Annotated in this window: 25 protein-coding genes; 17 read left to right on the plus strand and 8 right to left on the minus strand. The window is 68.9% G+C overall.

Features of this window, described 5'->3' with window-relative positions; all coding sequences use genetic code 11:
- Positions 1–60: 60 nt before the first annotated feature.
- From AC23D4_RS20285 to AC23D4_RS20320, 8 genes are all read left to right on the plus strand, one after another.
- Positions 61–810: an SDR family NAD(P)-dependent oxidoreductase gene (locus AC23D4_RS20285; RefSeq protein WP_472887423.1), complete on the plus strand. Its 750-nt coding sequence runs from the start codon at positions 61–63 to the stop codon at positions 808–810.
- A 43-nt stretch (positions 811–853) separates the two neighbouring features.
- Entirely contained in the window at positions 854–1,432 is a 579-nt protein-coding gene (locus tag AC23D4_RS20290) for a BON domain-containing protein (RefSeq protein ID WP_472887424.1), read from the plus strand.
- The gene (locus AC23D4_RS20295; protein ID WP_472887425.1) at positions 1,429–1,968 is read left to right on the plus strand and encodes a ferritin-like domain-containing protein; all 540 of its coding nucleotides are present in this window, start codon (positions 1,429–1,431) and stop codon (positions 1,966–1,968) included. The genes AC23D4_RS20290 and AC23D4_RS20295 overlap by 4 nt, the downstream gene beginning before the upstream one ends.
- 327 nt (positions 1,969–2,295) lie before the next feature.
- On the plus strand, positions 2,296–2,892 hold the full coding sequence (locus AC23D4_RS20300; RefSeq protein WP_472887426.1) for an NnrU family protein: 597 nt from the start codon (positions 2,296–2,298) through the stop codon (positions 2,890–2,892).
- Positions 2,893–2,995: 103 nt separating this feature from the next.
- Entirely contained in the window at positions 2,996–4,081 is a 1,086-nt protein-coding gene (locus tag AC23D4_RS20305) for a PQQ-dependent sugar dehydrogenase (RefSeq protein ID WP_472887526.1), read from the plus strand.
- Positions 4,082–4,190: 109 nt separating this feature from the next.
- On the plus strand, positions 4,191–5,600 hold the full coding sequence (locus AC23D4_RS20310) for an ATP-grasp domain-containing protein (RefSeq protein ID WP_472887427.1): 1,410 nt from the start codon (positions 4,191–4,193) through the stop codon (positions 5,598–5,600).
- A gap of 58 nt (positions 5,601–5,658) precedes the next feature.
- The gene (locus AC23D4_RS20315; protein WP_472887428.1) at positions 5,659–6,567 is read left to right on the plus strand and encodes a patatin-like phospholipase family protein; all 909 of its coding nucleotides are present in this window, start codon (positions 5,659–5,661) and stop codon (positions 6,565–6,567) included.
- Positions 6,568–6,733: 166 nt separating this feature from the next.
- The gene (locus AC23D4_RS20320; RefSeq protein ID WP_487623655.1) at positions 6,734–7,741 is read left to right on the plus strand and encodes a DUF3616 domain-containing protein; all 1,008 of its coding nucleotides are present in this window, start codon (positions 6,734–6,736) and stop codon (positions 7,739–7,741) included.
- A gap of 24 nt (positions 7,742–7,765) precedes the next feature.
- Here the strand turns inward: AC23D4_RS20320 and AC23D4_RS20325 are convergent, their stop codons facing one another.
- The 7 genes from AC23D4_RS20325 to AC23D4_RS20355 form a co-directional block, all read right to left on the minus strand.
- Positions 7,766–8,416, minus strand: coding sequence for a YHS domain-containing (seleno)protein (locus AC23D4_RS20325; protein WP_472887430.1), 651 nt, complete (start codon positions 8,414–8,416; stop codon positions 7,766–7,768).
- 26 nt (positions 8,417–8,442) lie between these two features.
- Positions 8,443–9,738, minus strand: coding sequence for an ergothioneine biosynthesis protein EgtB (gene egtB / locus AC23D4_RS20330; protein ID WP_472887431.1), 1,296 nt, complete (start codon positions 9,736–9,738; stop codon positions 8,443–8,445).
- A complete protein-coding gene (locus AC23D4_RS20335; RefSeq protein ID WP_472887432.1) occupies positions 9,735–10,367 on the minus strand; it encodes a class I SAM-dependent methyltransferase in 633 nt (210 codons plus the stop codon). Before AC23D4_RS20335 ends, egtB begins: the two co-directional genes overlap by 4 nt.
- Before the next feature lie 20 nt (positions 10,368–10,387).
- Complete coding sequence (gene phnE / locus AC23D4_RS20340; protein ID WP_472887433.1) at positions 10,388–11,215, minus strand: phosphonate ABC transporter, permease protein PhnE; 828 nt, start codon at positions 11,213–11,215, stop codon at positions 10,388–10,390.
- Positions 11,212–12,060, minus strand: a complete 849-nt coding sequence (locus tag AC23D4_RS20345) for a PhnE/PtxC family ABC transporter permease (RefSeq protein WP_487623656.1) — start codon at positions 12,058–12,060, stop codon at positions 11,212–11,214. Before AC23D4_RS20345 ends, phnE begins: the two co-directional genes overlap by 4 nt.
- Positions 12,061–12,240: 180 nt before the next feature.
- Complete coding sequence (locus tag AC23D4_RS20350; RefSeq protein WP_472887435.1) at positions 12,241–13,071, minus strand: phosphonate ABC transporter ATP-binding protein; 831 nt, start codon at positions 13,069–13,071, stop codon at positions 12,241–12,243.
- A gap of 177 nt (positions 13,072–13,248) precedes the next feature.
- Complete coding sequence (locus tag AC23D4_RS20355) at positions 13,249–14,112, minus strand: putative selenate ABC transporter substrate-binding protein (protein ID WP_472887436.1); 864 nt, start codon at positions 14,110–14,112, stop codon at positions 13,249–13,251.
- Positions 14,113–14,276: 164 nt separating this feature from the next.
- Between AC23D4_RS20355 and egtD the strand changes: the two genes are divergently transcribed.
- The gene (gene egtD, locus AC23D4_RS20360; protein WP_472887437.1) at positions 14,277–15,278 is read left to right on the plus strand and encodes an L-histidine N(alpha)-methyltransferase; all 1,002 of its coding nucleotides are present in this window, start codon (positions 14,277–14,279) and stop codon (positions 15,276–15,278) included.
- A 70-nt stretch (positions 15,279–15,348) separates the two neighbouring features.
- On the opposite strand, the gene senA is transcribed toward egtD, so the two are convergent.
- The gene (gene senA / locus AC23D4_RS20365) at positions 15,349–16,587 is read right to left on the minus strand and encodes a selenoneine synthase SenA (protein WP_472887438.1); all 1,239 of its coding nucleotides are present in this window, start codon (positions 16,585–16,587) and stop codon (positions 15,349–15,351) included.
- On the opposite strand from senA, the gene senB reads away from it, so the two are divergent.
- The 8 genes from senB (at position 16,586) to AC23D4_RS20405 (ending at position 22,440) form a co-directional block, all read left to right on the plus strand.
- Entirely contained in the window at positions 16,586–17,581 is a 996-nt protein-coding gene (gene senB, locus AC23D4_RS20370; protein WP_472887439.1) for a selenoneine biosynthesis selenosugar synthase SenB, read from the plus strand. The genes senA and senB overlap by 2 nt on opposite strands.
- A 65-nt stretch (positions 17,582–17,646) precedes the next feature.
- Positions 17,647–18,720 (plus strand): selenide, water dikinase SelD, encoded by a 1,074-nt coding sequence (gene selD, locus AC23D4_RS20375; protein ID WP_472887440.1) that lies wholly within the window; start codon positions 17,647–17,649, stop codon positions 18,718–18,720.
- 169 nt (positions 18,721–18,889) lie between these two features.
- On the plus strand, positions 18,890–19,195 hold the full coding sequence (locus AC23D4_RS20380; RefSeq protein WP_472887441.1) for a hypothetical protein: 306 nt from the start codon (positions 18,890–18,892) through the stop codon (positions 19,193–19,195).
- A 10-nt stretch (positions 19,196–19,205) separates the two neighbouring features.
- Entirely contained in the window at positions 19,206–19,667 is a 462-nt protein-coding gene (locus AC23D4_RS20385) for a methyltransferase family protein (RefSeq protein ID WP_472887442.1), read from the plus strand.
- 21 nt (positions 19,668–19,688) lie between these two features.
- A complete protein-coding gene (locus tag AC23D4_RS20390; protein WP_472887443.1) occupies positions 19,689–20,387 on the plus strand; it encodes a haloacid dehalogenase type II in 699 nt (232 codons plus the stop codon).
- Positions 20,388–20,509: 122 nt separating this feature from the next.
- Positions 20,510–21,178, plus strand: coding sequence for an ArsR/SmtB family transcription factor (locus tag AC23D4_RS20395; protein WP_472887444.1), 669 nt, complete (start codon positions 20,510–20,512; stop codon positions 21,176–21,178).
- A gap of 22 nt (positions 21,179–21,200) precedes the next feature.
- On the plus strand, positions 21,201–21,551 hold the full coding sequence (locus AC23D4_RS20400) for a DsrE/DsrF/TusD sulfur relay family protein (RefSeq protein WP_472887445.1): 351 nt from the start codon (positions 21,201–21,203) through the stop codon (positions 21,549–21,551).
- A gap of 16 nt (positions 21,552–21,567) precedes the next feature.
- Positions 21,568–22,440, plus strand: coding sequence for a sterol desaturase family protein (locus AC23D4_RS20405; RefSeq protein ID WP_472887446.1), 873 nt, complete (start codon positions 21,568–21,570; stop codon positions 22,438–22,440).

A 22,440-nucleotide genomic window follows, 5' to 3' on the forward strand; every position in this document is an offset into this window, starting at 1 on the left:
CGCACCAGCGACGGGGTCTGCAGCGTGCAGCCCCAGGCTGCACCCCTTTGGATGGAACCCATGCTGAAAAACAAAGTGGTGCTTGTCACCGGTGCCGCCTCGGGCATCGGCCGGGCCATTGCCCTCACGGCCGCGCGCGAAGGCGCGCTGCTGGTGCTGTCGGACATCGATGCCGACGCCGGCGTCGAAACCGGCGCGCTGGTGCGGTCGCAGGGCGGCGAGTCGCTGTTTGTCGCGGCCGACGTGGGCAGCGCCGACGAGTGCCAGGCCCTGGTGTCCCAGGCCATGGCACATTTCGGCCGTCTTGACGTGGCCTGCAACAACGCCGGCATCGGCGGCGCCGCCGCGCCACTGGCCGACTACCCGCTCGACGCCTGGGCACAGGTGATCAACATCAACCTCAACGGCGTGTTCTACGGCATGCGTGCGCAGATAGCGGCCATGTTGCTCCATGGCGGCGGCGCCATCGTCAACGTGGCGTCGATTCTGGGCGCGGTCGGCTTCGCCACCGCGTCGGCCTACACCGCAGCCAAACACGGCGTTGTGGGCCTCACGCAGGCCGCCGCCCTCGAATACGGCGCCCAGGGCGTGCGCATCAACGCGGTCGGCCCCGGCTTCATCCACACGCCCATGATCAGCGGCCTCGAAGAGGACCCGGCGGCCAACGCCCTGCTGGTCGCCGCCCATCCGATCGGGCGCCTGGGTCGCGCTGAAGAAGTGGCCGAGCTGGTGGTCTGGCTCGCCTCGGAGCGCGCGTCGTTCGTGACCGGGTCGTACTACCCGGTGGACGGCGGCTACCTCGCCCGCTGAACCCGCTTCCCCCCCACCCATTTTCTTTTTTCTGGAGTACCCCATGACCCAACGCAAACCGACATTCCTGCTGGCCGGCAGCCTCATCGGCCTGGCCGCCCTGACGCTGGTGGCCTGTAACAAGCCGCCCGAGATGGTGCAGGAACCCGCGCCGAGCATCACGCTGGGCACCCAGGTGGACGATGCCGTCATCACCTCCGGCGTCAAGTCCGCCCTGCTGGCCGACGATCTTGTCAAGAGCTTTGACCTGCAGGTTGAAACCCGCAAAGGCACCGTGCAGCTCAGCGGCTTTGTCGACAGCCAGGCCCAGATCGACCAGGCACTCGCGATCACGCGCAGCGTGGCCGGTGTGACCGAGGTTGAAAACGCCGTCACCCTCAAGGGCACGCCCAGCACCGTGGGCACCAAGATCGATGACGCGACCGTGACCGGCCGCGTCAAGACCGCCCTGCTGGCCGATCCCGACATCAAGAGCTTCGACATCAGCGTGGTCACGTTCAAGGGCGAGGTGCAGCTCACCGGCTTTGTGAACAGCCAGGCACAGATCGACCTGGCGAGCCAGCTGGCGAGCGCCGCCGAAGGCGTCACCAGCGTCAAGAACGAACTGATGGTCAAACAATGAACGCCGTCCACCTGCTCACCGACATCGCCACCCTACGCAGCCAGGCACGCCAGCACATCGAGGCGGGTGCCGTGACCGCCGGCTACGGCGCCGACCGCGACCAGGTGGTCAAGTTGCTCAACGAGGCGCTGGCCACCGAGATCGTCTGTGTGCTGCGCTACCGGCGTCACCACTTCATGGCGCGTGGCATCCACGGCCAGAGCGTGGGGGCCGAGTTCCTGATCCACTCCAACGAAGAGCAGGGCCACGCCGACCTGCTGGCCGCGCGCATCGTGCAGCTGGGCGGTGAGCCCGACTTTTCGCCCGACAGCCTGAGCCAGCGCAGCCACGCCGAATACGTGGCCGGCGACACGCTGACGCAGATGATCCAGGAGAACCTGGTGGCCGAGCGCATCGCCATCGACAGCTACCGCGACATGATCCTGTACCTCGGCGACCAGGACCCGACCACCTGCGGCCTGCTCAAGCAGATCCTGGCGGTGGAAGAAGAACACGCCGACGAACTGGCCGATCTGCTCGAAGGCATGCACGGCTGAAGTACCCCCGCAGCGCTTCGCGCTACCCCCCGGGGGCTGAGGGCCGCGGCTCCGAGCCTGCCTGCGCAGGCTTGGACGGACAGAAGAAGCCTCGACTCTGGCGAGGCTGCGGCCTGCAAGGCGCACTGGCCGTCCGGCAAAGCCGGCCCGGCGGTGCCCTGGGCTTGGACCTTTGCATGCCCCCGGGATCGCGCTCCGGAGCCATGCTTGCAGGCGGCACATCGATCAGCAAGACCCGGCACGCTGCGGACTTGAGCCCAAGCCGCTACAGTGGCCCCCAGCGGGGCACGGTGCCCTGCGGCCCGGGTCAGGGCACAGGAGTTCAACATGGTGTGGCTGGTTCTGGGTCTGGTGCTGTTTCTGGGCGTGCACAGCATCGCCATCGTTTCGCCCGGCGGTCGCAACCGCCTGGCGGCCCAGCTGGGCGAGAACGCTTTCAAGGGCCTGTATTCGCTGGCCTCGTTCGCGGGGCTGGCGCTCATCGTCTGGGGCTACGGCGTAGCGCGCGAGACGCCGGTGCTGCTTTACGCCTTGCCGGGCGGCTTTCGCCACCTGGCCGCGCTGCTGATGCTGCCGGTGTTCGTGCTGCTGCTCGCGGCCTACCTGCCGGGTCGCATCAAGACCGCGGCGAAACACCCCATGCTGCTGGCCGTCAAGCTCTGGGCGCTGGCGCACCTGCTGGCCCAGTCGGTCACCGGGGGCACGCTGGCCGATGTGCTGCTGTTCGGTGGTTTCCTGGCCTGGGCCGTGGCCGACCGCATCTCCCTCAAGCGCCGCGCGTTGGCCGGTGCCTTGCGCCCGGTGCCCGCTTTGCCGGCCGGTGGCGCCAACGACGCCATCGCGCTGGTGGGCGGGCTGGCGTTGTACGCGCTGTTCGTGTTCTGGGCCCACGCCTGGCTGTTTGGCGTGCGCCCGTTCGGCTGAAGCGGGAACCTGAGCTCCCTGATCGGGCACCAACCGTTTCCATCTGGAGGGCCTTGTCATGCACCTGCCGATTCTGATCCCGATCCAGCGCCTCGCGCTGCTGATGTTCGCCCTGCTGGGCACCCTGGCCCACGGCCAGACACCTGCGCCGCGTGTTGAAGTGGTCGCCAGCGGTCTGCAGAACCCCTGGGGCGTCGCTTTCATCGATGGCGGGCGTTTTCTGGTGACCGAGCGCCCTGGGCGCCTGCGCGTGGTGGCGCCCGACGGCCGTCTGAGCGAGCCGCTGGCCGGCCTGCCGCCGGTGGACGCGGGCGGGCAGGGCGGTCTGCTGGACGTGATCACCGATCGCGACTTTGCACGCAACCGCACTGTGTACTTCTGTTACGCCGAGCCCGCAGCCCGCGGCAGCGGCAACTCCACCGCGCTGGCGTCGGCCCGGCTGTCTGCCGACGCCACGCGGCTGGAGGCCGTGAAGGTGGTCTTCAGCCAGCAACCCAAGTTCAGCAGCCGTGCGCACTTTGGCTGCCGCATCGTTGAAGCGGCCGACGGCACGCTGTTTCTCACTCTGGGCGACCGTTTCAGCCGCAAGGAAGACGCGCAGACGCTGGACAACCACCACGGCAAGGTGGTGCGCATCAACAAGGACGGCAGCGTGCCGCCCGACAACCCGTTCGTGGGCCGCAGCGGGGCACTGCCCGAGATCTGGAGCCTGGGCCACCGCAACCTGCAGGGCGCCGTGCTCGGGCCCGACGGGCGGCTCTGGACCAGCGAACACGGCCCCCAGGGCGGCGACGAGATCAACCGCCCCGAGGCCGGCAAGAACTACGGCTGGCCCGTCATCACCTACGGCGAAAACTACGGCGGCGGCGCCATCGGCGAGGGCATCACCGCCAAGGCCGGGCTGGAACAACCGGTGTTCCAGTGGACACCCTCGATAGCGCCATCGGGCCTCGCCTTCGTGAAGGGCGAACGCTACGGCAAGGCCTGGCAGGGCAACCTGCTCGCGGGCTCGCTCAAGTTCCGCTACCTGGCGCGGCTGGACATCAGCGGTGGCCGTGTGGTGAAAGAAGAGCGCCTGTTGCCCGACCTCAACGCGCGCGTGCGCGATGTGCGCGAAGGACCCGATGGTTTCATCTACCTGCTGACCGACGAACGCAATGGGCGCCTGTTGCGACTGCATCCGGGCTGAACCTGTAAGAATTCCGGCTCCGGCGCGACGGTTGTTCCAGGCGCCGTCTCTTGGGCGATGTCCTGGAATTCGTTACTCTCCGGTGTATTTCAACAAGAACTGCTCTCCCATGCTGTTCGCCGACCGCACCCTGCTGCTCTTCAACCACGACTGGGACGCCGTGGCGCATCTGCGCCTGGCCCGCACGATGGGCCTTCGCTTCGACGAAGACGGCTTTGACCTGTTTTCCTTCCCCAGCAACGCGCGCCTGGCCTGGTTCGACATGGCCCGCTTCGTCGATGGCCTGGCCCGCCGTGCCCCGGCGCGGGGCTGGTCCGCCGTGGTGTCCAGCAACGAGCAGTTCGGCGCGCTGGCCGCGGCCCTGCTGGCCGAGCGCATGGGCTGGCCCGGCACACCGGTGGCCGCCATCCTGGCCTGCCAGCACAAGTTCTACGCGCGCCAGGTGCTGCAGCGCGTGGCGCCCGAGGCCAACGTGCCTTTCCAGCTGCTCGACGCCGAATACGGAGCGCCCATTCCCGAGGGCCTGCCCTATCCCCTGTTCGTGAAGCCGGTCAAGGCCGCGTTTTCGGTGCTCGCGCGCCGCGTCGACAGCCACGCCGAGCTGTACCGCCACACCCGCTTCGGCGCCTGGGAACTCTGGGTGATCCGCCGCCTGGTGGAACCCTTCGAGCGTTTGCTGCACGAGCGCCTGGGGCCCGAAGTGCCCAGCGCCCACCGCATGCTGCTGGAGGCACCGGTGACGGCCGACCAGTTCAACCTCGACGGCGTGGTGTTCAACGGCGACGTGCGCGCCATCGGTGTGGTCGACGCCATCATGTTCCCCGGCACCCAGGCCTTCATGCGCCACCAGATTCCCAGCGCGCTGCCGCCCGCCGTGCAGGCGCGCGCGCTCGACGTGGCGCGGCGCTTCCTGCTCGCAGTGGGCTTCACGCACGGCCTGTTCAACATGGAGTTCTTCTACGACGCGGCGAGCGACCGGCTCACCGTGATCGAGTTCAACCCGCGCATGGCCTCGCAGTATTCAGACCTCTACCAGCGCGTGCTCGGTGTGGATCTGCACGCCATCGAGATCGCCATCGCCCACGGGCTGGACCCCGACACCGTGCCGCGCAGCGCACCCACCGCCGGCGCCGCGGCCAGCTTCGTCTACCGCGCCTTCGATCCGGCCGACCGGGTCAAGCTGCCCGACACCGCCTTGCGCCAGGCCTTCGCCAGCGCCTTCCCCGACGGCCTGCTGTTCCAGTACCCCAAATCGCAGGGCTCCATCGAGCGCGATTTCAAATGGCTGGGCAGCTACCGCTACGGCATCACGCACCTGGGCGGCCGCGATGCCCACGAGCTGCGCCAGCGCTGCGAAGCCGCGAGCGCCCTGCTGGGCTGGCCCGCGCCCTACGCCGAACTTGCCGCGGCGCCGGTAGCTCACGGCGCCGGCGCCCCGGGGCACAGCGCCACACTGCCCGCTGCGCCGACCCCGGCGTCACCACCGGACCGGAACCATCCACTGGAGATGCCCTCATGACCGTTCCCGTTCGTCCGCCGGGTCATGGGCTGGCCGCGACCCTGCCCGGCGGCGGCGCGTGGGCCTGACGCGGCACAGCACCGTGATCCCCTCGGGCCTGACGCGTCGCCACCTGCTGCTTGCCGGCGCGGCAACGCTGGGCGGCTGCACCCTCCAGCCCGACCGCGACCACGATGGCCCCGACGCACCCCGCGCCGAACCGCTGCGCCGCCCGGTGCACACCGCCTGGGTGCTGAGTTCGGGTGGCCCGCGCGGCTTTGTGCACGTGGGCGTGGTCAAGGCGCTGGAAGAGCTCGGCCTGCGGCCCGACCTGATCGTCGGTGCCTCGGCCGGTGCGCTGGTGGGCAGCCTCTGCGCGGCCGGACTCGGTGCTAGCGCCATCGAAACCCTGGCGCTGGAGATGCAACCCTGGAGCCTGGCCCGGCTGGCGCTCGGGGCCGAAGAACGCCTGAGCGGCACCGCCATCGCCGAACTCGTGCGCAGCGCTTCACCCGTCCCGCTGCTGGAGCACATGCCCATCGCCATGGCCTGTGTGGCCGCGCGGCGCCGCGACGGCGTGGCCATGGCCTTCACCGCGGGTGACGTGGGCCTGGCGGTGCAGGCCTCGGCCGCCATCGAAGGGCGCTTTGCGCCGGTGCGCATCCGTGGTGAGCAATATGTGGATGCCGACTGGTCCACCCCGCTGCCGGTGCGCATGGCGCGCGCGCTGGGCGCGCAACGGGTGCTCGCGGTGGACGCCACCGCCCACCTGGACCGCGCGCCGCCCGGCGCACAGCGCTACCGCGAGGGTGATCTGCGCAAGCTGGCGCTGGTGGACGCCGACGCCAGGATGGCCGACCAGGTGCTCAAGCCCGACTTCGGCTACTGGGTCAGCCTCTCGCGCGAGTTCCGCGAGCGCGCCATGGACGCCGGTTACCGCGAGACGCTGGCGCAGGCCGATGCCTTGCGCGCGCTGCACGCGGTTTGAGCTGCCTGGGCGAGTTCCTGAGCCGCGGCAACACCACGGCTGGAGGTCTGGTGCCCAGTGGCCGGATGACGCCGCCATGTTGCGGTCCGACCCTGCGCCGCCATACGGCCATGCGAACGAGCGACCAGAAACACGACGGTCAGCAGCGCACCGACGGATCCGTTGAATGCAGAACGCGAGCCTGTTCGGCATGCGCATCGGAACGGCACAAGTACACAATGCCCACATGACCAACAAACTGGCGACAGCCTTCCAGCCCTTGACCGGCATCTTCGAGCCGTCGGCGATCGTTCAACTGCCGGACGGGCGTTTTCTCGTGGTGGAGGACGAGAGGAGCCACCCTTTGAGTCTGGTCACCCTGGATGCCGGCGGCGGTGTCGACAGCACGGCGCTCACAGCCGGGCTGTTTCAGATGTTCAGCGAATTCTGGAAACTCGACGACCTCGAAGGACTGGCCATCGACCGGGCAGGGTTTGTCTACGCCATCACCTCGCACTCGCGCGATGACGATGGTGGCAAGAAGAAGTCCCGTGAAAGGCTCGTCCGGTTCCGGGTTGAAGGTGCGCGGGTGGTCGACGCCAAGGTCGTCGACGGCTTGAAACAGGCCCTTGTGAAGCAACATGCTGTGCTCGCGGTAGCGGCCGAGGTGCGGGACGTCAAAGGCGGTGGTGGACTCAACATCGAAGCCCTTGAAATGAGCCCCGACCAGAAGCGACTGCTGATCGGATTCCGCAGCCCGTTGCGCGACGGCCGGGCGCTCATAGCCAGTGTCGTCAACCCCACCGCCATCTTTGAATCGGATGAAGCACCCCGTATCGCGCCTGTGCTCGAAGAACTGGATCTTGGCGGCCAGGGCATCCGGGGTTTGTCTTACGTTCCCGCCCTGGGTGCGTATCTGGTCATTGGTGGCCCTGTTTCTCGCAAACGGACCAGCTTTGACCTGTGGCGCTGGAGCGGCGAGCCCGGTGCGCCGGCGCTCCGGGTCACGGTGCCCGGCTTGAGCGGCTTCGGGAAGGCCGAGGGCGTGAGTACTGCCTTCGTCGACGGACTGGAGCGGATCGTCGTCGTCAGCGACGACGGCAACAGGGACACCGGGCGCTTTGCAGGCTACCTGCTGCTCGACCCGACTCAACTGCAGACCGCACAGGGGTCGGCAAGCGCCACCCGCAGTTGACTTTGACTGGAACCCCCGTCAGGTTCAAGGCGCCGCCGGCACCACCTGAGGCCCGCCCGGCATCACCGGCAGCGTGCCGGCCGCGCGTTTGGCTTCCCATTCGGCCTGCAGTGCGGCGTCGCTCTTGTAGTGCGGCACGCGGAAGACCAGGCGCTTGTAGCGCACGAAGAGTGGGTTGGAGCCGGCGATTTCGCTGTCCCAGTACTGGTGGGCGCGCTGCAGGTTGAGCTCGGTGTCCATCTCGAACTGGTCGCGCGAAGACTGCCCACCAAACACATACAGCTTGCCGCGGTAGATGCGCCAGGTGTTGGGGCCACCACCCGCGCCCCAGGGCACGGCGTAGTTGATGCCGTTGCTGCAGAAGCCGCCGAACTGCGGCATGTATCTGGTGGGCTCGCGCAGGAACGCGGCCTTGTTCGCCTCGCTGGCGAAGCGCCAGGTCACGCCCAGGTGTTGTGCCTGGATCGCGGGGTTGCCGGCCACGGCGTCGTTCTGCGTGAAGTAGGCCACCGGGTCGTGGCCCAGCAGCATGAGCTTGTCGGCCGCTGCGTCGCTCATGGTGCGAAACGGTGGCCCCTGGTCGGCCGACCCTGCAGCGGTGGCCCCATTGGCGCAACCCGTCAGCAGCACCGTCGCGCTGGCCATCATGAGGCTCAGGGCGTGTCGTCTTTTCATGAAGTGCTCCTTGTTTGAATGGTGTGTCAGAGATCCCGTGCCAGGCGCACCCCGCTGAACTGCCAGCGCGCGTCGGTGGGGAAGAAGTTGCGGTAGCTGGCGCGGATGTGCGAGCGCGGCGTGACGCAGGAGCCACCGCGCAGCACCATCTGGTTGACCATGAACTTGCCGTTGTATTCGCCCACCGCGCCGGCCCAGGGGCGGTAGCCGGGGTAGGGGGTGTAGGGGCTGGCGGTCCATTCCCAGACGTCGCCGCCCATCTGGCGCGGGCCGGGTGTCCTGCGCGCCAGCGGCATCGGGTGCAGGGCACCGCTCTCCAGAAAGTTGCCCTGTTTCTGCCAGGTGTCGCCCAGAGTCTGCACGGCAAACTCCCACTCGGTCTCGGTCGGCAGGCGCAGCGCCAGCCCGTCCTGCGCACCGCGCCAGCGCGCGTAGGCATCGGCCTCGAACCAGCTGATGTGCACCACCGGGGTGTGCGGGTCCAGCGGCACGCGGCCGTGCAGCGTGAAGTTGGTCCAGCCGCCGTCGGTGGCCTGCCAGTAGAGCGGCGCAACGGCCTGTTGGGCCTGCACCCAGTCCCAGCCCGCCGCCATCCACCAGCGCGGGTCGCGGTAGCCACCGCCGTCCATGAAGGCCAGCCAGTCGCCGTGGGTTACCAGCCGGTTGGCCAGGGCGTAGGGCCGCAGCAGCACGGCGTGGCGCGGGGCTTCGTTGTCGAATCCGAAACCGGCGCCCGCGTGCCCCACCTGGGCGATGCCGCCGGCGTATTCCACCCAGTCCACCGGTGTGGCGACCACGCTGCTCAGCGGCCATTGCGGGTGGTAGACCGGGTTCAGCGGGTTCATCGCCAGCAGGTGCTTGATGTCGGTGAGCAGCAGCTCCTGGTGCTGCTGCTCGTGCTGCAGGCCCAGCTCCATCAGTTCGCGCAGCTCGGGGCGGTCCGTGCGCGACAGCAGGGCGGCGATGCGCGTGTCCACATTCGCGCGGTAGGCCTTGACTTCGGCCAGACCAGGCCGCGTGACCAGGCCGCGCTGCGGGCGCGGGTGCTGCTCGCCCACACCCTGGTAGTAGCTGTTGAACAGCACCCGAAAGGCGGTGTGGAAAGGCTGGAAGCCGGGCTCGAAACGTTCCAGCACGAAGGTCTCGAAGAACCACGTCACGTGGGCCAGGTGCCACTTGGCGGGGCTGGTGTCGGGCATGGACTGCACCTGGCAGTCGGCCTCGCTCAAGGGCGCGGCCAACGCCAGCGTCTGGGCGCGCACGCTGGTGTAGCGCCGGGCCAGGCCGTTGGGAGCGGCCTGTGGGGCAGGTGTGGCGGTCATCGGGGTGGTCCTTTCAGCGTGGCGCTGGCGATGTAGCCCATGCCCCATTGCGTGCTGTTCCAGTGGAAGTTTTCACATTGAGCGGCCACGTGGCTCCAGGGTTCCCACAGATCGGCGGCCCGGGCGTTGTAGGGCCGGTTCTTCAGCCAGGCCAGCAGGTTGAGCGGGCCGGTCCACCAGGGGAAGTACTTGATGCCCGCCATGGCCACGCGCGCACCCGGCTTCACCTGGCGCAGGATGTTGGCCACCGCCGCCGGGTTGCGGCAGATGTCGTGCGTGTAGTTGAAGAGCACCGCGTCGGCCAGCGTCGGCAGCTGCACCGTTTCGGCCGCTGCGTTGACGTGCCACACGTTGGCCCAGCCTTCGCGCTGCACGCGTTGCTGCGCGAACGCGAACATGTCGGGGCTCTGCTCGAAGGCCAGCACGCGGCCGGTGTCGCCCACGCCCGCGCGCAGCAGAGGGTAGCTCAGGCCGGTGCCGGCGCCCACGTCGAGCACGGTCTGGCCGGGCTGCAGCTGCAGCAACGCGATGGTGCGCCGGCGCAGCGGCATGGTGAACTCGGCCGAGGCGTCGTAGCCCGCGGCCTTGCTGCGGTAGAGCGCGATGGAGATGTCGTTGTCGGTCGTCATGTCCACCTTGTTCGTTGTCTTCAGCGCGTGAGCAGGCGCCGCGAGCCGTGGCTGGCGGCGTCCACGAAGGCCACAAGCAGCAGCATCGCGGCCAGGATGGTGGCGGTCTTGCCCATGTGGAACAGGCCCATGTGAAAAGCCAGCAGCTGGCCCAGACCGCCCGCGCCCACCACGCCCAGCACGGCGGCGGCGCGGATGTTGTTTTCCCAGCGGTAGAGCGTGTAGCTCATGAGCTGCGGCAGCACCTGCGGCAGCGTGGCGTAGAGGAACACGCGGCCGTTGCCCACACCCTGCGCACGCAGCGCATCACCGGGGCCGGGCGGCGCGTTTTCGATCGCTTCGGCGAACAGCCGGCCGAGCACGCCGGTGGTGTGCAGCGCCAGCGCCAGCGTGCCGGCAAAGGGGCCCAGCCCGGCGGAGATCAGCAGCAGCGCGGCCCACACCAGCTCGGGGATGCTGCGCAGCGCGTTGAGCAGCAGTCGCGTGGGTGCCCGACTGTGCGCGGCATCGCCCTCGTGCAGTCGGCTGGCGGGCAGCGCCAGCGCCAGCCCGGCCAGCGCCGCCAGCAGCGTGCCGAGCGCCGACATGGCCAGCGTTTCCCAGGTGCCGAGCGCGACTTTTTTCAGGAACGCGGGCGAGGTGTCGGGCGGCACGAACTCGGCCAGGAAGCGGCCCATGCTCTGCGCCGCTTCGAGCGACAGGAACTGGGCCCATTGCAGGTCGAGCGACCAGAAGCTCGCCACCACCAGCAGCACCAGAGCGGCGCTGAACCAGCAGGCCTTGCAGCGCGCGTTGAACAGCGGCGGCGGCAGCCGGTAGGTCTGATTCGCGGCCTGGGGTTTGTTCATCCCAGCGACCTCCGCAGCCCCGCGCTCACGCGGTCGGCGAGCGCGACGAGTGCCATGAACACCAGCAGCATGGTGGCGACCTCGCCGCCGTTGAACATCTTCATCGAGTTGTCCATCTGCTGGCCCAGGCCACCCGCCCCCACGAAACCCAGCACCACCGACGAGCGGATCGCGCACTCCCAGCGGTACACTGTGTAGCTGGTGAGCTCGGCCGCGCTGGCCGGCAGCAGACCGTAAAAGAAGGCCTGCAGGCGCCCGCTGCCGTTGCGCAGCAGGTTCTGCGTGGCATCGGTCTCGCCGCTTTCCAGGATCTCTCCGTACACCTTGCCCAGCATGCCGCCGTAGGTGAGCGCGATCGCCAGCACGCCGGCCGTGGGGCCCAGGCCGACCACGCGCACAAACACCAGCGCCCACACCAGCTCGGGGATGCTGCGCAACACGACCAGCAGCCAGCGCACGCTCTGGCGCAGCCAGAATGGGCCGCGGGCCATCGGGCCGGCCAGCGCCGAAATCGACAGCACGCGCGTGGACATCAGGGTCAGCGGCAGCGCCACGATGAGCGCCAGCGTCATGCCGGCGGTGGCCATGGCCACCGTGCGCCAGGTCTCGCGCGCCACCATGGCCAGGAACTCGCCGCCGTGGGCCAGCGGCCAGAAGCTGCCGATGAAATGCCCGCTGACCTGGAGGCTCTCGGGCGCCAGCAGCACCCAGGGTTTGAACTCGGTCGCCACCAGCAGCGGCCACAGCAGCACCAGCGCGGCCAGGCTCCAGAACACGCGGCCGAGCCAGGCCGGATCGCGGGTGGGCGGAAGGCGCAAGCGCAGCTCAGCCATGGCGAGGTGCATGAATCCAGCAGCAACCGCAGAACCGGCTTTGCCGGGCGGCTGGTTGCGCCCCCCTGGAGGGGGGCTGAGAGCTGCGGCTCCAAGTCTGCCTGCGCAGACTTGGACAGCTCGAAGAAGCACCGACTCTGGCGGTGCTGCGGCCTGCAAGGCACGCGAAGCGGCGCGGGGGGTGTTTCATGATCACCGGCAGTGCATGACGACCGGTTGCGGTGTGGTTGGCGGGGCCGCATCGAGCGGGGCAGGGCCGTGCAGCTCGTCTTCGTGCTGCTCGTACAGGCGGGCCAGGTGCTCGCGTGTGACCTGTGCCGCCGGCAAATCAAAAGCCAGCGCGCCGTCGCGCAGACCGACGATGCGGGGGAAATGTTCGAGGGCGACTTCCACCTGGTGCAGCGTGGTCACCAGCGTGGCGCCGTGCTCGCGCGCGCCGTTGAGCAGCGTGGCCATGGCCTGGCGCGCACGCGCCGGGTCGAGCGCCGACAAGGGCTCATCGATCAGCCAGAGCGAAGCGGGTGCCAGCAGCGCCCGCGCCAGACCGACACGCTGGCGTTCACCCCCCGAGAGGCGGTCGACACGTTCGAAGAGTTTGTCGGCGAGATCGAAGCGGTCCAGCGCTTCAAAAGCCGCCGGAATGTCGACCGGGTAGAACAGCGAGCGCAGGCTCTGCCACAGGCCCATGGCCGGCAGGCGACCGGCGAGCACGGCCGTCACCACGCGCTGGCGCGGCGGCAGCGGCGGCACCTGCGGCGCCAGAAAGAGGCGCCCGCGCAGGCGCTGCAGGTCACGGCGCGGCAATTGCCAGGGCGACTGGCCTTCCAGCTGCAGCGTGCCGGCCTGGGGCTGCATGGCGCAGGCGACCACCTGCAGCAGCGTCGTCTTGCCCGCGCCCGAGGGGCCGATCACGGCCACCTGCTCACCGTGGGCCACGCGCAGCGTCAGCCCCTTGAGGGCGGGCGCTGCGCCCGGTCGGGCGGCGGGGTGGCGGGCGCTGACGCCCTGCAGGTCGATGTTCAAGCGCGGGACTCCGATTCAGAGGCTGAGAGTTTTTCGGGCGTGGCCGAGCAACGCGCCACAACGTGTCCAATCAAGGCGCAAAGCACAGCCATAGCTTGGGCTATGGCGCGCATTTGCAACGCGGAGTGGGTGCGTTTTGGCGTGGTGAGCGGGCATGAGTGAAAGACTCTCAGCCTCTCAGAGCAGGCTGCCGCTGCGCGCGGCGGCTTCGATACCTTTGTAGTTCTCGGCCTTGGTCGGCACGAACTTGCTGGCGCGCTGCAGGTCGAGGATCTGCTTGCCGTTGGGGGTGGCCGGGCTCAGCGCGAGGAAGGCGTCGGACAGCTTCTGGCGCGTGGCGGCGGGCATGTCGGCGTGCACCGACCAGTTGTAGTCAAAGTAGGGTGGGGTGGTGTAGATCACGCGCACCTTGGTGGTGTCGACCTTCTTGTCGGCGACGAACTTTTCCCACACCGAGATGTTGAGCGCGCCGCCCTGCACCTTGCCCGAGGCCACGGCCGCGATGGTCGCGTCGTGTGCGCCGCTGTAGGCCACGCGCCTGAAGTCCTTGTCGGGGTTGAGGCCGGCTTCCATCAGGTAGGCGCGCGGCATCAGGTGGCCGCTGGTGGAGCTTTGTGAACCGAAGGACACGTCCTTGCCCTTGAGGTCGGCCAGGGTCTTGACGGCCGGGTCGCTGGTGATGAAGACCGACTTGAACTTCTCGTCTTCCGCGCGCTGCACCAGCGGGATGATCTTGCCGCCCGAGCGCACGTTGGCCTGCACGAAGGTGAAGCCGCCGAACCAGGCCATGTCGACCTTCTTGTTCACCAGGGCTTCGACCGAAGCCGCGTAGTCGGTCACGGGGATGTATTCGACCTTCATGCCCAGCTGGGTTTCGAGGTATTGCATCAGCGGGCCGGCCTTGCGCGCCAGCTCGGTGGGCGACTCGTCGGGGATGGCGGTGACGCGGAACACCTGCTGCGCTTGCGCGAGGGTGCAGAGGCCCAGCACGGCGCAGGTCAAGAGTGCGCGAACGGTGCGTGAATAAGACAGTGGTTTCATGGTGCTATCCGGTAAAGAGGGACGGGGAGGCGTATTAAACCGCGATACGGCGCCGGTGCGCCGGGTGGGGCCATGCGGGGATTCCCCTGCAAGAAAAGCCGGACGCAGCCGACCGCAGAGACGGTCCACCCGGTATAACCCGGTCTGAACGGAAACCACCACGCATGCCCATCGACACACCCACCGCCCATTTTGTACAGATCCACCGCGAAGACCTGGCGGCCGTGCAGGCCGAGCTGGCCGCGGGGCTGAATCAGACGCCGCCGCGCGTCGCGCCCAAGTTCTTCTACGACGCGCTGGGCTCGCGCCTGTTCGACGCCATCACCGAGCTGGCCGAGTACTACCCCACGCGCACCGAGGCCGCCATCTTCCGCGAGCACGGTGCCGCCATGGCGCAGCAGGTGCCGGCGGGCGCGGTGCTGGTCGACCTGGGCGCGGGCAGCTGCGCCAAGGCCGCGGGGCTGTTCCCCGTCCTGCGGCCGGGCGCCTATGTGGCGGTGGACATTTCGGTGGACTACCTGCGCGAAACCATGGGCGAGCTGCGGCAGCGCCACCGCGGGATACCCATGCTGGGGCTGGGCATGGACTTCTCGGCCGAGCTGGCCCTGCCGCCCGCCGCCACCGACTGGCTGGCGCGGCACGACCTCAGCACCGCGCCGGTCTGCGTGTTCTACCCCGGCTCCAGCATCGGCAACTTCAACCCCGCCGAGGCGCTGGCCCTGCTGCGCCAGGCGCACGCCGTTTGCGCCGCGGGCGGGCCGGGCGGCGGCATCCTGATCGGCGTCGACCGGGTGAAAGACAAGGCCATCCTGGAGCCCGCCTACGACGACCCGCTGGGCGTGACGGCGGCCTTCAACCGCAACCTGCTGCTGCACACCAACGCCCTGCTGGGCACCGACTTCGCGCCCGCGCGCTGGCAGCACGTGGCCTTTTTCAACGAGGCCGATTCGCGCATCGAGATGCACCTGCAGTCCGACGGCGCGCAGACGGTGCGCTGGCCCGGCGGCGAGCGCCACTTTGCCGATGGCGAGCGGGTGCACACCGAGAACTCCTGCAAGTGGCAACCGGCCGATTTCGACGCGCTGCTGCGCGAAGCGGGCTTCGGCCCGTCAACCCACTGGAGCGATGCGCGCGGCTGGTTCAGCGTGTTCTTTGCACCGGCCTGAACGGATCGACCCCTGCCCCCTCTGGGGGAAGCCAGAGATGGGGACCGGCGTGGAATCGCGAGGGAGGGTGTCAGACCGCGCGCACCGAGCGGAACCCCGCCACGATGTCGTTGCGCTCGGGCGTGAAGTAGTTGCGGTACTGCGGGTGGCGCATGCGCGGCGCGGTGGCCAAGCTCGCGCCCTTGAGCACCGGGCGGCCGTCAAACCACGGGCGCGAATAGTCCACGTAAGGATGGGCCACAAAGCCGGGGAAGGGCGCAAAGGCGCTGGCCGTCCATTCCCAGACGGCGCCCCATTCGAAGGCCGGGTCTTGCGCCGCCACTTCCCACTCCGCCTCGGTCGGCAGGCGCCGCCCGGCCCAGGCGCACCAGGCTTGCGCTTCGAAGGCCGTGAGGTGGCTGGCCGGTGCGACCGGGTCCAGCGGCTGCCAGCGGCCAAACACCTGCTGCTCCCAGCCTTGCGGGGTTTGCCGCAGGTAACGCGGGGCCTGCCGCTCCTGCGAGAGCCGCCAGATCGAGCCCGCGGTGCTCCAGAACTGGCGTTGCACATAAGAGCCGCCTTCGACGAAGGGCAGGAACTGCGCCCAGGTGACGGGCCGTGCGTCGATCTCGAAGGCGCCGACCGACACCGCGTGCGCGCCGAGTTCGTTGTCGAAGGCAAAGCCGGGGCCATTGCGGCCCAGCGTCCAGTCCGTGGCCGCGATGCGCAGGGCTTGCGGCCGGCGCGCCGTGGCCGGGGCGGCCGGGTGTTGAACCTGCGGATCGAAGCCCAGCGTCTGCGCCATGTAGACCGCGGCCTCGGCGTGCATGTCTTCGTGGAACAGCGCGAGGCGGAAGAAATACAGGCCGGTGTCGTCTTCGGGCGCGTCGGCCAGCAGGGCCAGCGTGTCGGCCAGGCTGGCGTCGAGGTCGGCGCGCACGGCGTCGGCATCGGGCAGGTCCAGCCGCCAGCGCGCGTCGTGCGCCACCAGGCTGGAGTTGTAGAGCGCGTCGGCGTTCACACTGCGCGAGGTCTGGCGTGCGGGGCTGCGCGTGGCCAACGGGTCGGCACGCACGCCCCGGTGGCGCTGCGGATTGCGCGCCAGCCACCAGTCGGCAAACCAGCCAATGTGGCCCAGCTCCCAGAGCGGCAGGTTCAGCTCGGGCGTGTTGGGCACGCGCAGGCCCGGGCCGAGCGCGGCCTCGTAGGCGTCAAACAGCGCCAGGCTGCGCGTGCGCGTTTCGCGCAGCGCTTCCGCCAGCCACGTTTTGCCGCCGCAGCGCGCGGATTCGGCATCGGACACAATCGCTGAGCTCAGATTCACACCCATGAAAAAACCTTCTCTGTGCATCGTCACCCCGGCCCTGGCCGATGCCAACAACGGCAACTGGCAGACCGCGCGCCGCTGGGCGCACCTGCTTCGCGGGCATTATGCGGTCCGCCTGGCGAAGGCATGGCCCGAATCAAAAACCACCGACGACGGCACGGACATCCTGCTCGCGCTGCACGCGCGCCGCTCGGCCGCCAGCGTGGCCGCCTGGGCGCAGGCGCACCCGCGCAAACCGCTGGTGCTCGCGCTCACCGGCACCGACCTCTACCGCGACATCCAGAGCGACGCCAGCGCGCAGCGCTCGCTGGTGCTGGCGCAGCGCCTCATCGTGCTGCAGGAGCAGGGGCCGCTGGAACTGCCCGAAGCGCTGCGCGCCAAGTGCCGCGTGGTGTTCCAGTCGAGCACGCGGCGCGCCACGCTGCCCAAGACCCGCGCCCACCTGCGGGCCGTCATGGTGGGCCATCTGCGCGACGAAAAATCGCCGCAGACCCTGTTTGAAGCGGCGCGGCTGATCGCTCCCGACGAAGGCATCTTCATCGACCACATCGGCGGCGCGCTGGACCCGGCGCTGGGCGAAGCCGCCCGCCAGACCGCGCTCGCCTGCCCCCATTACCGCTGGCTCGGTATCCAGCCGCATGCCGCGACCCGCGCGCGCATCCAGCGCGCCCATGTGCTGGTGCACACCAGCCGCATGGAGGGCGGTGCCCACGTGATCATGGAGGCTGCGCTGTGCGGCACGCCGGTGCTGGCTTCGCGCATCGCGGGCAACGTGGGCATGCTGGGCGCCGGCTACGGCGGCTACTTCCCGCCGGGCGATGCCGCCGCGCTGGCGGCTCTGTTGCGAGAGGCCCGTGCGGACATCGGCTCGGATGCCGGCCTGCTGTGCCAACTGCAAGCACAATGTTCGGCCAGAGCGCCGCTGTTCGAACCGCGCGCCGAGCAGGCCGCCCTGCTGGCGTTGCTGGCCGACGTGCGCCAGCCTGAACAACCGTAAGAGAAATGCCACCCTGGCCGACCCAGCCAGAGTGCCCCACTGCACGCACCGGAGATCCCCCGCACATGAACGCCCCCACCACCCACCAGCAGACCGAACCCCGCCTCACCAGCCTCTCGCACGGCGGCGGCTGCGGCTGCAAGATCGCACCCGGTGTGCTGAGCGATATCCTGAAGGGCACGGCCGCGATGCCCATGCCCAAGGAGCTGCTGGTCGGCATCGAGACAGCGGACGACGCGGCGGTGTACCAGCTCAACGATCAGCAGGCGCTGATCGCCACCACCGACTTCTTCATGCCCATCGTGGACGACCCCTACGAGTTCGGCCGCATCGCCGCCACCAACGCCATCAGCGACGTCTACGCCATGGGCGGCACGCCCATCATGGCGCTGGCCCTGGTGGGCATGCCGATCAGCGTGCTCAGCACCGAGACCATCGGCAAGATCCTGCAAGGCGGGCAGGACGTGTGCCGGGCCGCCGGCATCCCCATCGCGGGTGGCCACACCATCGACTCGGTCGAACCCATCTACGGCCTGGTCGCCATGGGCCTGGTGCACCCCAAGCGTGTCAAGCGCAACGCCGACGCCAAAGCCGGCGACCGCCTGATCCTCGGCAAACCGATCGGCGTGGGCGTGCTCTCGGCCGCGCTGAAGGAGGACGCGCTGCCCGCCGAAGGCTACGCGCAGATGATCGCCAACACCACGAAGCTCAACACCCCCGGTCCCGACCTGGCCAAGCTCGACGGCGTGCACGCGCTGACCGACATCACCGGCTTCGGCCTCGCCGGCCACGTGCTGGAAATGGCGCGCGGCTCCAACACCACGGTGAAAATTGACATGGCGCGTGTTCCGCTGATCACCGGCGTGCGCGGGCTCGCGGCGCAAGGCATGGTCACCGGCGCCAGCGGCCGCAACTGGGCCGCCTACGGCCACGAGGTGCGCCTGGGCGCCGGCCTGCAGCCGGTGGACCAGGCCCTGCTGAGCGACCCGCAGACCAGCGGCGGCCTGCTCGTGGCCTGCGCGCCCGAGGCGGTGGCCGAGGTGCTGGCGATCTTTGAGCGGCACGGCTTTGCGGCGGCGGCCGAGGTGGGCGAGATCATCGCCGCCGAGGCTGACGGCGTGCGCCTGCGCGTGGTCTGAGGCCACGGGGTGAGGGTGTGCGGCTGTCGTGCGCCGAAGGACGCGTCTTTCAACTTTCGCGAGGTGTGCATGTCAGGCGCCCGCTGGCTTTCATGCGCGGTGGCAACCGGGGCAACATCGGCGATCCCCGTCTTCGCTCCGAACAGTCGTGGTCAAAGAGGAGAGCCGCATGAAGCCGCGCCGCACCTGGAAGGTGTTCGCCTGGATCGTCGGTCTGTACGGTGCGGTGCTGTTGCCCGGGGCCTGGTTTCCGGGCTATCTGGACAGCCCCATCGGCGTGCTGGCCGCCATCCCGTACCTGTCGGTTTACCTGTTCCATACGCTGGGCGTGCCCTGGCTGCTGCAGAACGACGGCGCCTGCGGCTGGGGCTGGTGCATGCCGACGCCGTTCGGCTGGGCCTTCCTGCTCTGTTTTTGGCTGGGGCTGGCCTGGGGGCTGGCGCGCCTGTTGTCGCGGCCCGTTTCGTCGCCATGAAGGATTCGCCTTGAAAGCGCTCGAACTCAAAATCCCGCCGCCGGTGGTGGCACTCCTGCTGGCGCTGGCCATGTGGGCGCTTGCCGCGCTCGGGCCCGCATTGCCGTGGCCCGAAGGCACGCGCCGCGCGGTGGCGCTGGTGCTCGCGCTGCTGGGCGCCAGCTTCGATTTCATGGGTCTGGTCGCCTTCCTGCGGCGCCACACCACCATCAACCCGCTCGCCCCGCGCAAGACCACGGCGCTGGTCACCACCGGCATCTACCGTTTCACACGCAACCCCATGTACGTGGGGCTGGTGATGTTCCTGACCGCCTGGGCGGTCTGGCTCGGCGCCGCCTGGCCGCTGCTGGGGCCGGTGGTGTTTGTGCTCTACATCACCCGTTTCCAGATCCAGCCCGAAGAGCGTGTGCTCACCACGCTGTTCGGCGAGGTCTACACGGCCTACACCCGGCGCGTGCGCCGCTGGCTCTGAGAGCCTGAAAGGCACCCACCCATGAACCCCGTGCCCCGCATCCTCGCTTTCGACATCTTCGGCACCGTTGTCGACTGGCACGGCAGCATCGTGCGCGAAGTGAGCGAACGCCACCCGCAGGTCGACGCCAAAGCCTTCGCGCTCGCCTGGCGTGCGGGCTACCAGCCGGCCATGGCGCGCGTGCGATCGGGCGAACTCGGCTGGACACGCATCGACGAATTGCACCGGCTGATCCTCGACGAGCTGCTGCCGCGCTTCGGCCTGGACCACCTGGGCGACGCCGAGCGCGCCGATCTCAACCGCGTCTGGCACCGGCTCGATGCCTGGCCCGACAGCGTGGCCGGGCTGACCCGCCTGAAATCGAAACACCTGATCTGCACGCTCTCCAACGGCAACATCGGCCTGCTCACCGACATGGCCAAGCGCGCCGGCCTGCCCTGGGACTGCGTGCTCTCGGCCGAGGTGTTCCGCGCCTACAAACCCGACCCGCGCACCTACCTCGGCGTGGCGCAGACCTTCGACGCCGCGCCGGCCGAGGTGATGCTGGTCGCGGCGCACCAGGACGACCTCGCCGCCGCCCGCGCCTGCGGCCTGATGACCGCGTACATCGAGCGCCCGCTGGAGTTCGGCGCCGGGCAGCCGAAAGACGTGTCGCCCGACCCGGCCAACACGCTGCACGCGCGCGATCTGCTGAACCTCGCGGACCTGCTCGGCTGCTGACCCGCCGCCAGGGCCGAAGCCCTGAGCGCCACCGGCCGTTCCGCATCCGGCAGCCGTGCGCCCATGTCCCCACAACCGCGTCGGGTTTTGGTCATCAATCTAATGATCGTTAGAATGACGGCATGAATAACCGCCAACTCAAGGACCTGCTGTACGAACAGGTCGCCCGCATCGGCAAAGCACTGGCCAGTCCCAAGCGGCTGGAGCTGCTGGAAATGCTCGCGCAGGGTGAAAAGTCGGTCGACGCGCTCGCGGCCGAGCTGTCGATCGACATCAAGCTCGCCAGCGCCCACCTGAAAGCGCTGCGCGATGCGCGGCTGGTGACCAGCCGTCGCGAAGGCAAGTTCATCCACTACCGGCTCACGGGTTCCGACGTGGCGGGCCTGGGCGTGAAGCTGCGCGAAGTGGCCGAAGAGCACCTGCTGGAACTGCGCCTGGCGCTCGACCAGATGGCCGCCCACCCCGCCCAGCTGGCACCGGTGGACCGCCAGGCGCTGATGGAGCAGGCCCGGCGCGGCGAGGTGGTGGTGATCGACGTGCGCCCGAGCGACGAATACGCCGTGGCCCACCTGCCCTACGCGCGCTCCATGCCACTGGCCGAGGTGGAAAGACACCTCGCTTCGCTGCCGCGCGACAAAGACATCGTTGCTTACTGCCGTGGCCCGTTCTGCCTGCTGTCCGACGAAGCCGTGGCGCTGCTGCAGGCGCGTGGCTACCGGGCACGCAAGGTGTCCGACGGCGTGAGCGAATGGCAGGCCGCTGGCTTGCCGCTGGCGTCCCAGGCCGATTGATTTCAAACATCAGGAGTTCGCCATGGGTTCTGTGCTGTTCATCCTCAACGATGCCCCTTATGGGAACGAGCGCGCCTACAACGGCCTGCGACTGGCAGGCGCAATGACCGCCAAGGACGGCGTGCAGGTGCGCGTGTTCCTCATGGCCGATGCCGTGGGTTGCGCCAAGGCAGGTCAGAAAGTGCCCGAGGGCTACTACAACGTGCAGCTCATGCTGGGCAAGGTCTTGCGCAAGGGCGAGGTGGCGCTGTGCGGCACCTGCATGGATGCACGGGGCCTGGACGAGGGCGACGTGGTGGCTGGCGCGACGCGCTCCACGCTGGCGCAGCTGGCCGACTGGACGGCCGAGGCCGACAAGGTGCTGGTGTTCTGAACCAGCTGCCGCCACCATGAACTTTGAACAATTTGTCCTTGCCAACGAGCCGCTGATCCGGATGGGCTTCTTCTTTGGCGTGTTTGCCCTCGTCGCCCTCTGGGAGCTGGCGTCGCCGCGACGCGCGCTCCAGCTCACCCGCCAGCAACGCTGGACCGCCAACCTGGGCATCGTGCTTCTCAACACGGTGATCGTGCGCCTGGTGTTCCCGGCCGCCGCGGTGGGCATGGCCGCGCTGGGCGTGGAGAAGGGCTGGGGGCTGCTGAACAACTTTGACGTGCCGTACTGGCTCGCGGTGCCGCTGGCCGTGGTGGCGATGGACTTCGTCATCTGGCTGCAGCACGTGATGGTGCACGCCGTGCCCGCGCTCTGGCGCCTGCACCGGGTGCACCACGCCGACCTCGATTACGACCTGACCACCGGCGCACGCTTCCACCCCATCGAGATCGTGCTGTCCATGGGCATCAAGTTCGCCACCATCACGCTGCTGGGCGCGCCGGTGTTGGCGGTGGTGATCTTTGAGGTGCTGCTCAGTGCCTGTGCCATGTTCAACCACGGCAACATCCGCCTGCCTGCGGCGGTGGACCGGGCCTTGCGCTGGTTCCTCGTCACGCCCGACATGCACCGGGTGCACCACTCGGTCGAAGACGACGAGAGCAATTCCAACTTTGGTTTCAACCTCACCTGGTGGGACCGCCTGTTCGGCACCTACCGCGAGCAACCGCGCGCCGGCCAACTCGGCATGACCATCGGCATCCACGACCACACCGACCCGCACGAGGTGGCTCGCCTGCCCGGCATGCTGATGCTGCCGTTCAAGGGCCAGATCACTGACTACGCCATCAACCGGCGCAACGGGTCGGCGCCTTCCACAGACGCCCAAGTATGA

The sequence above is a fragment of the Hydrogenophaga sp. L76 genome, assembly GCF_057654755.1.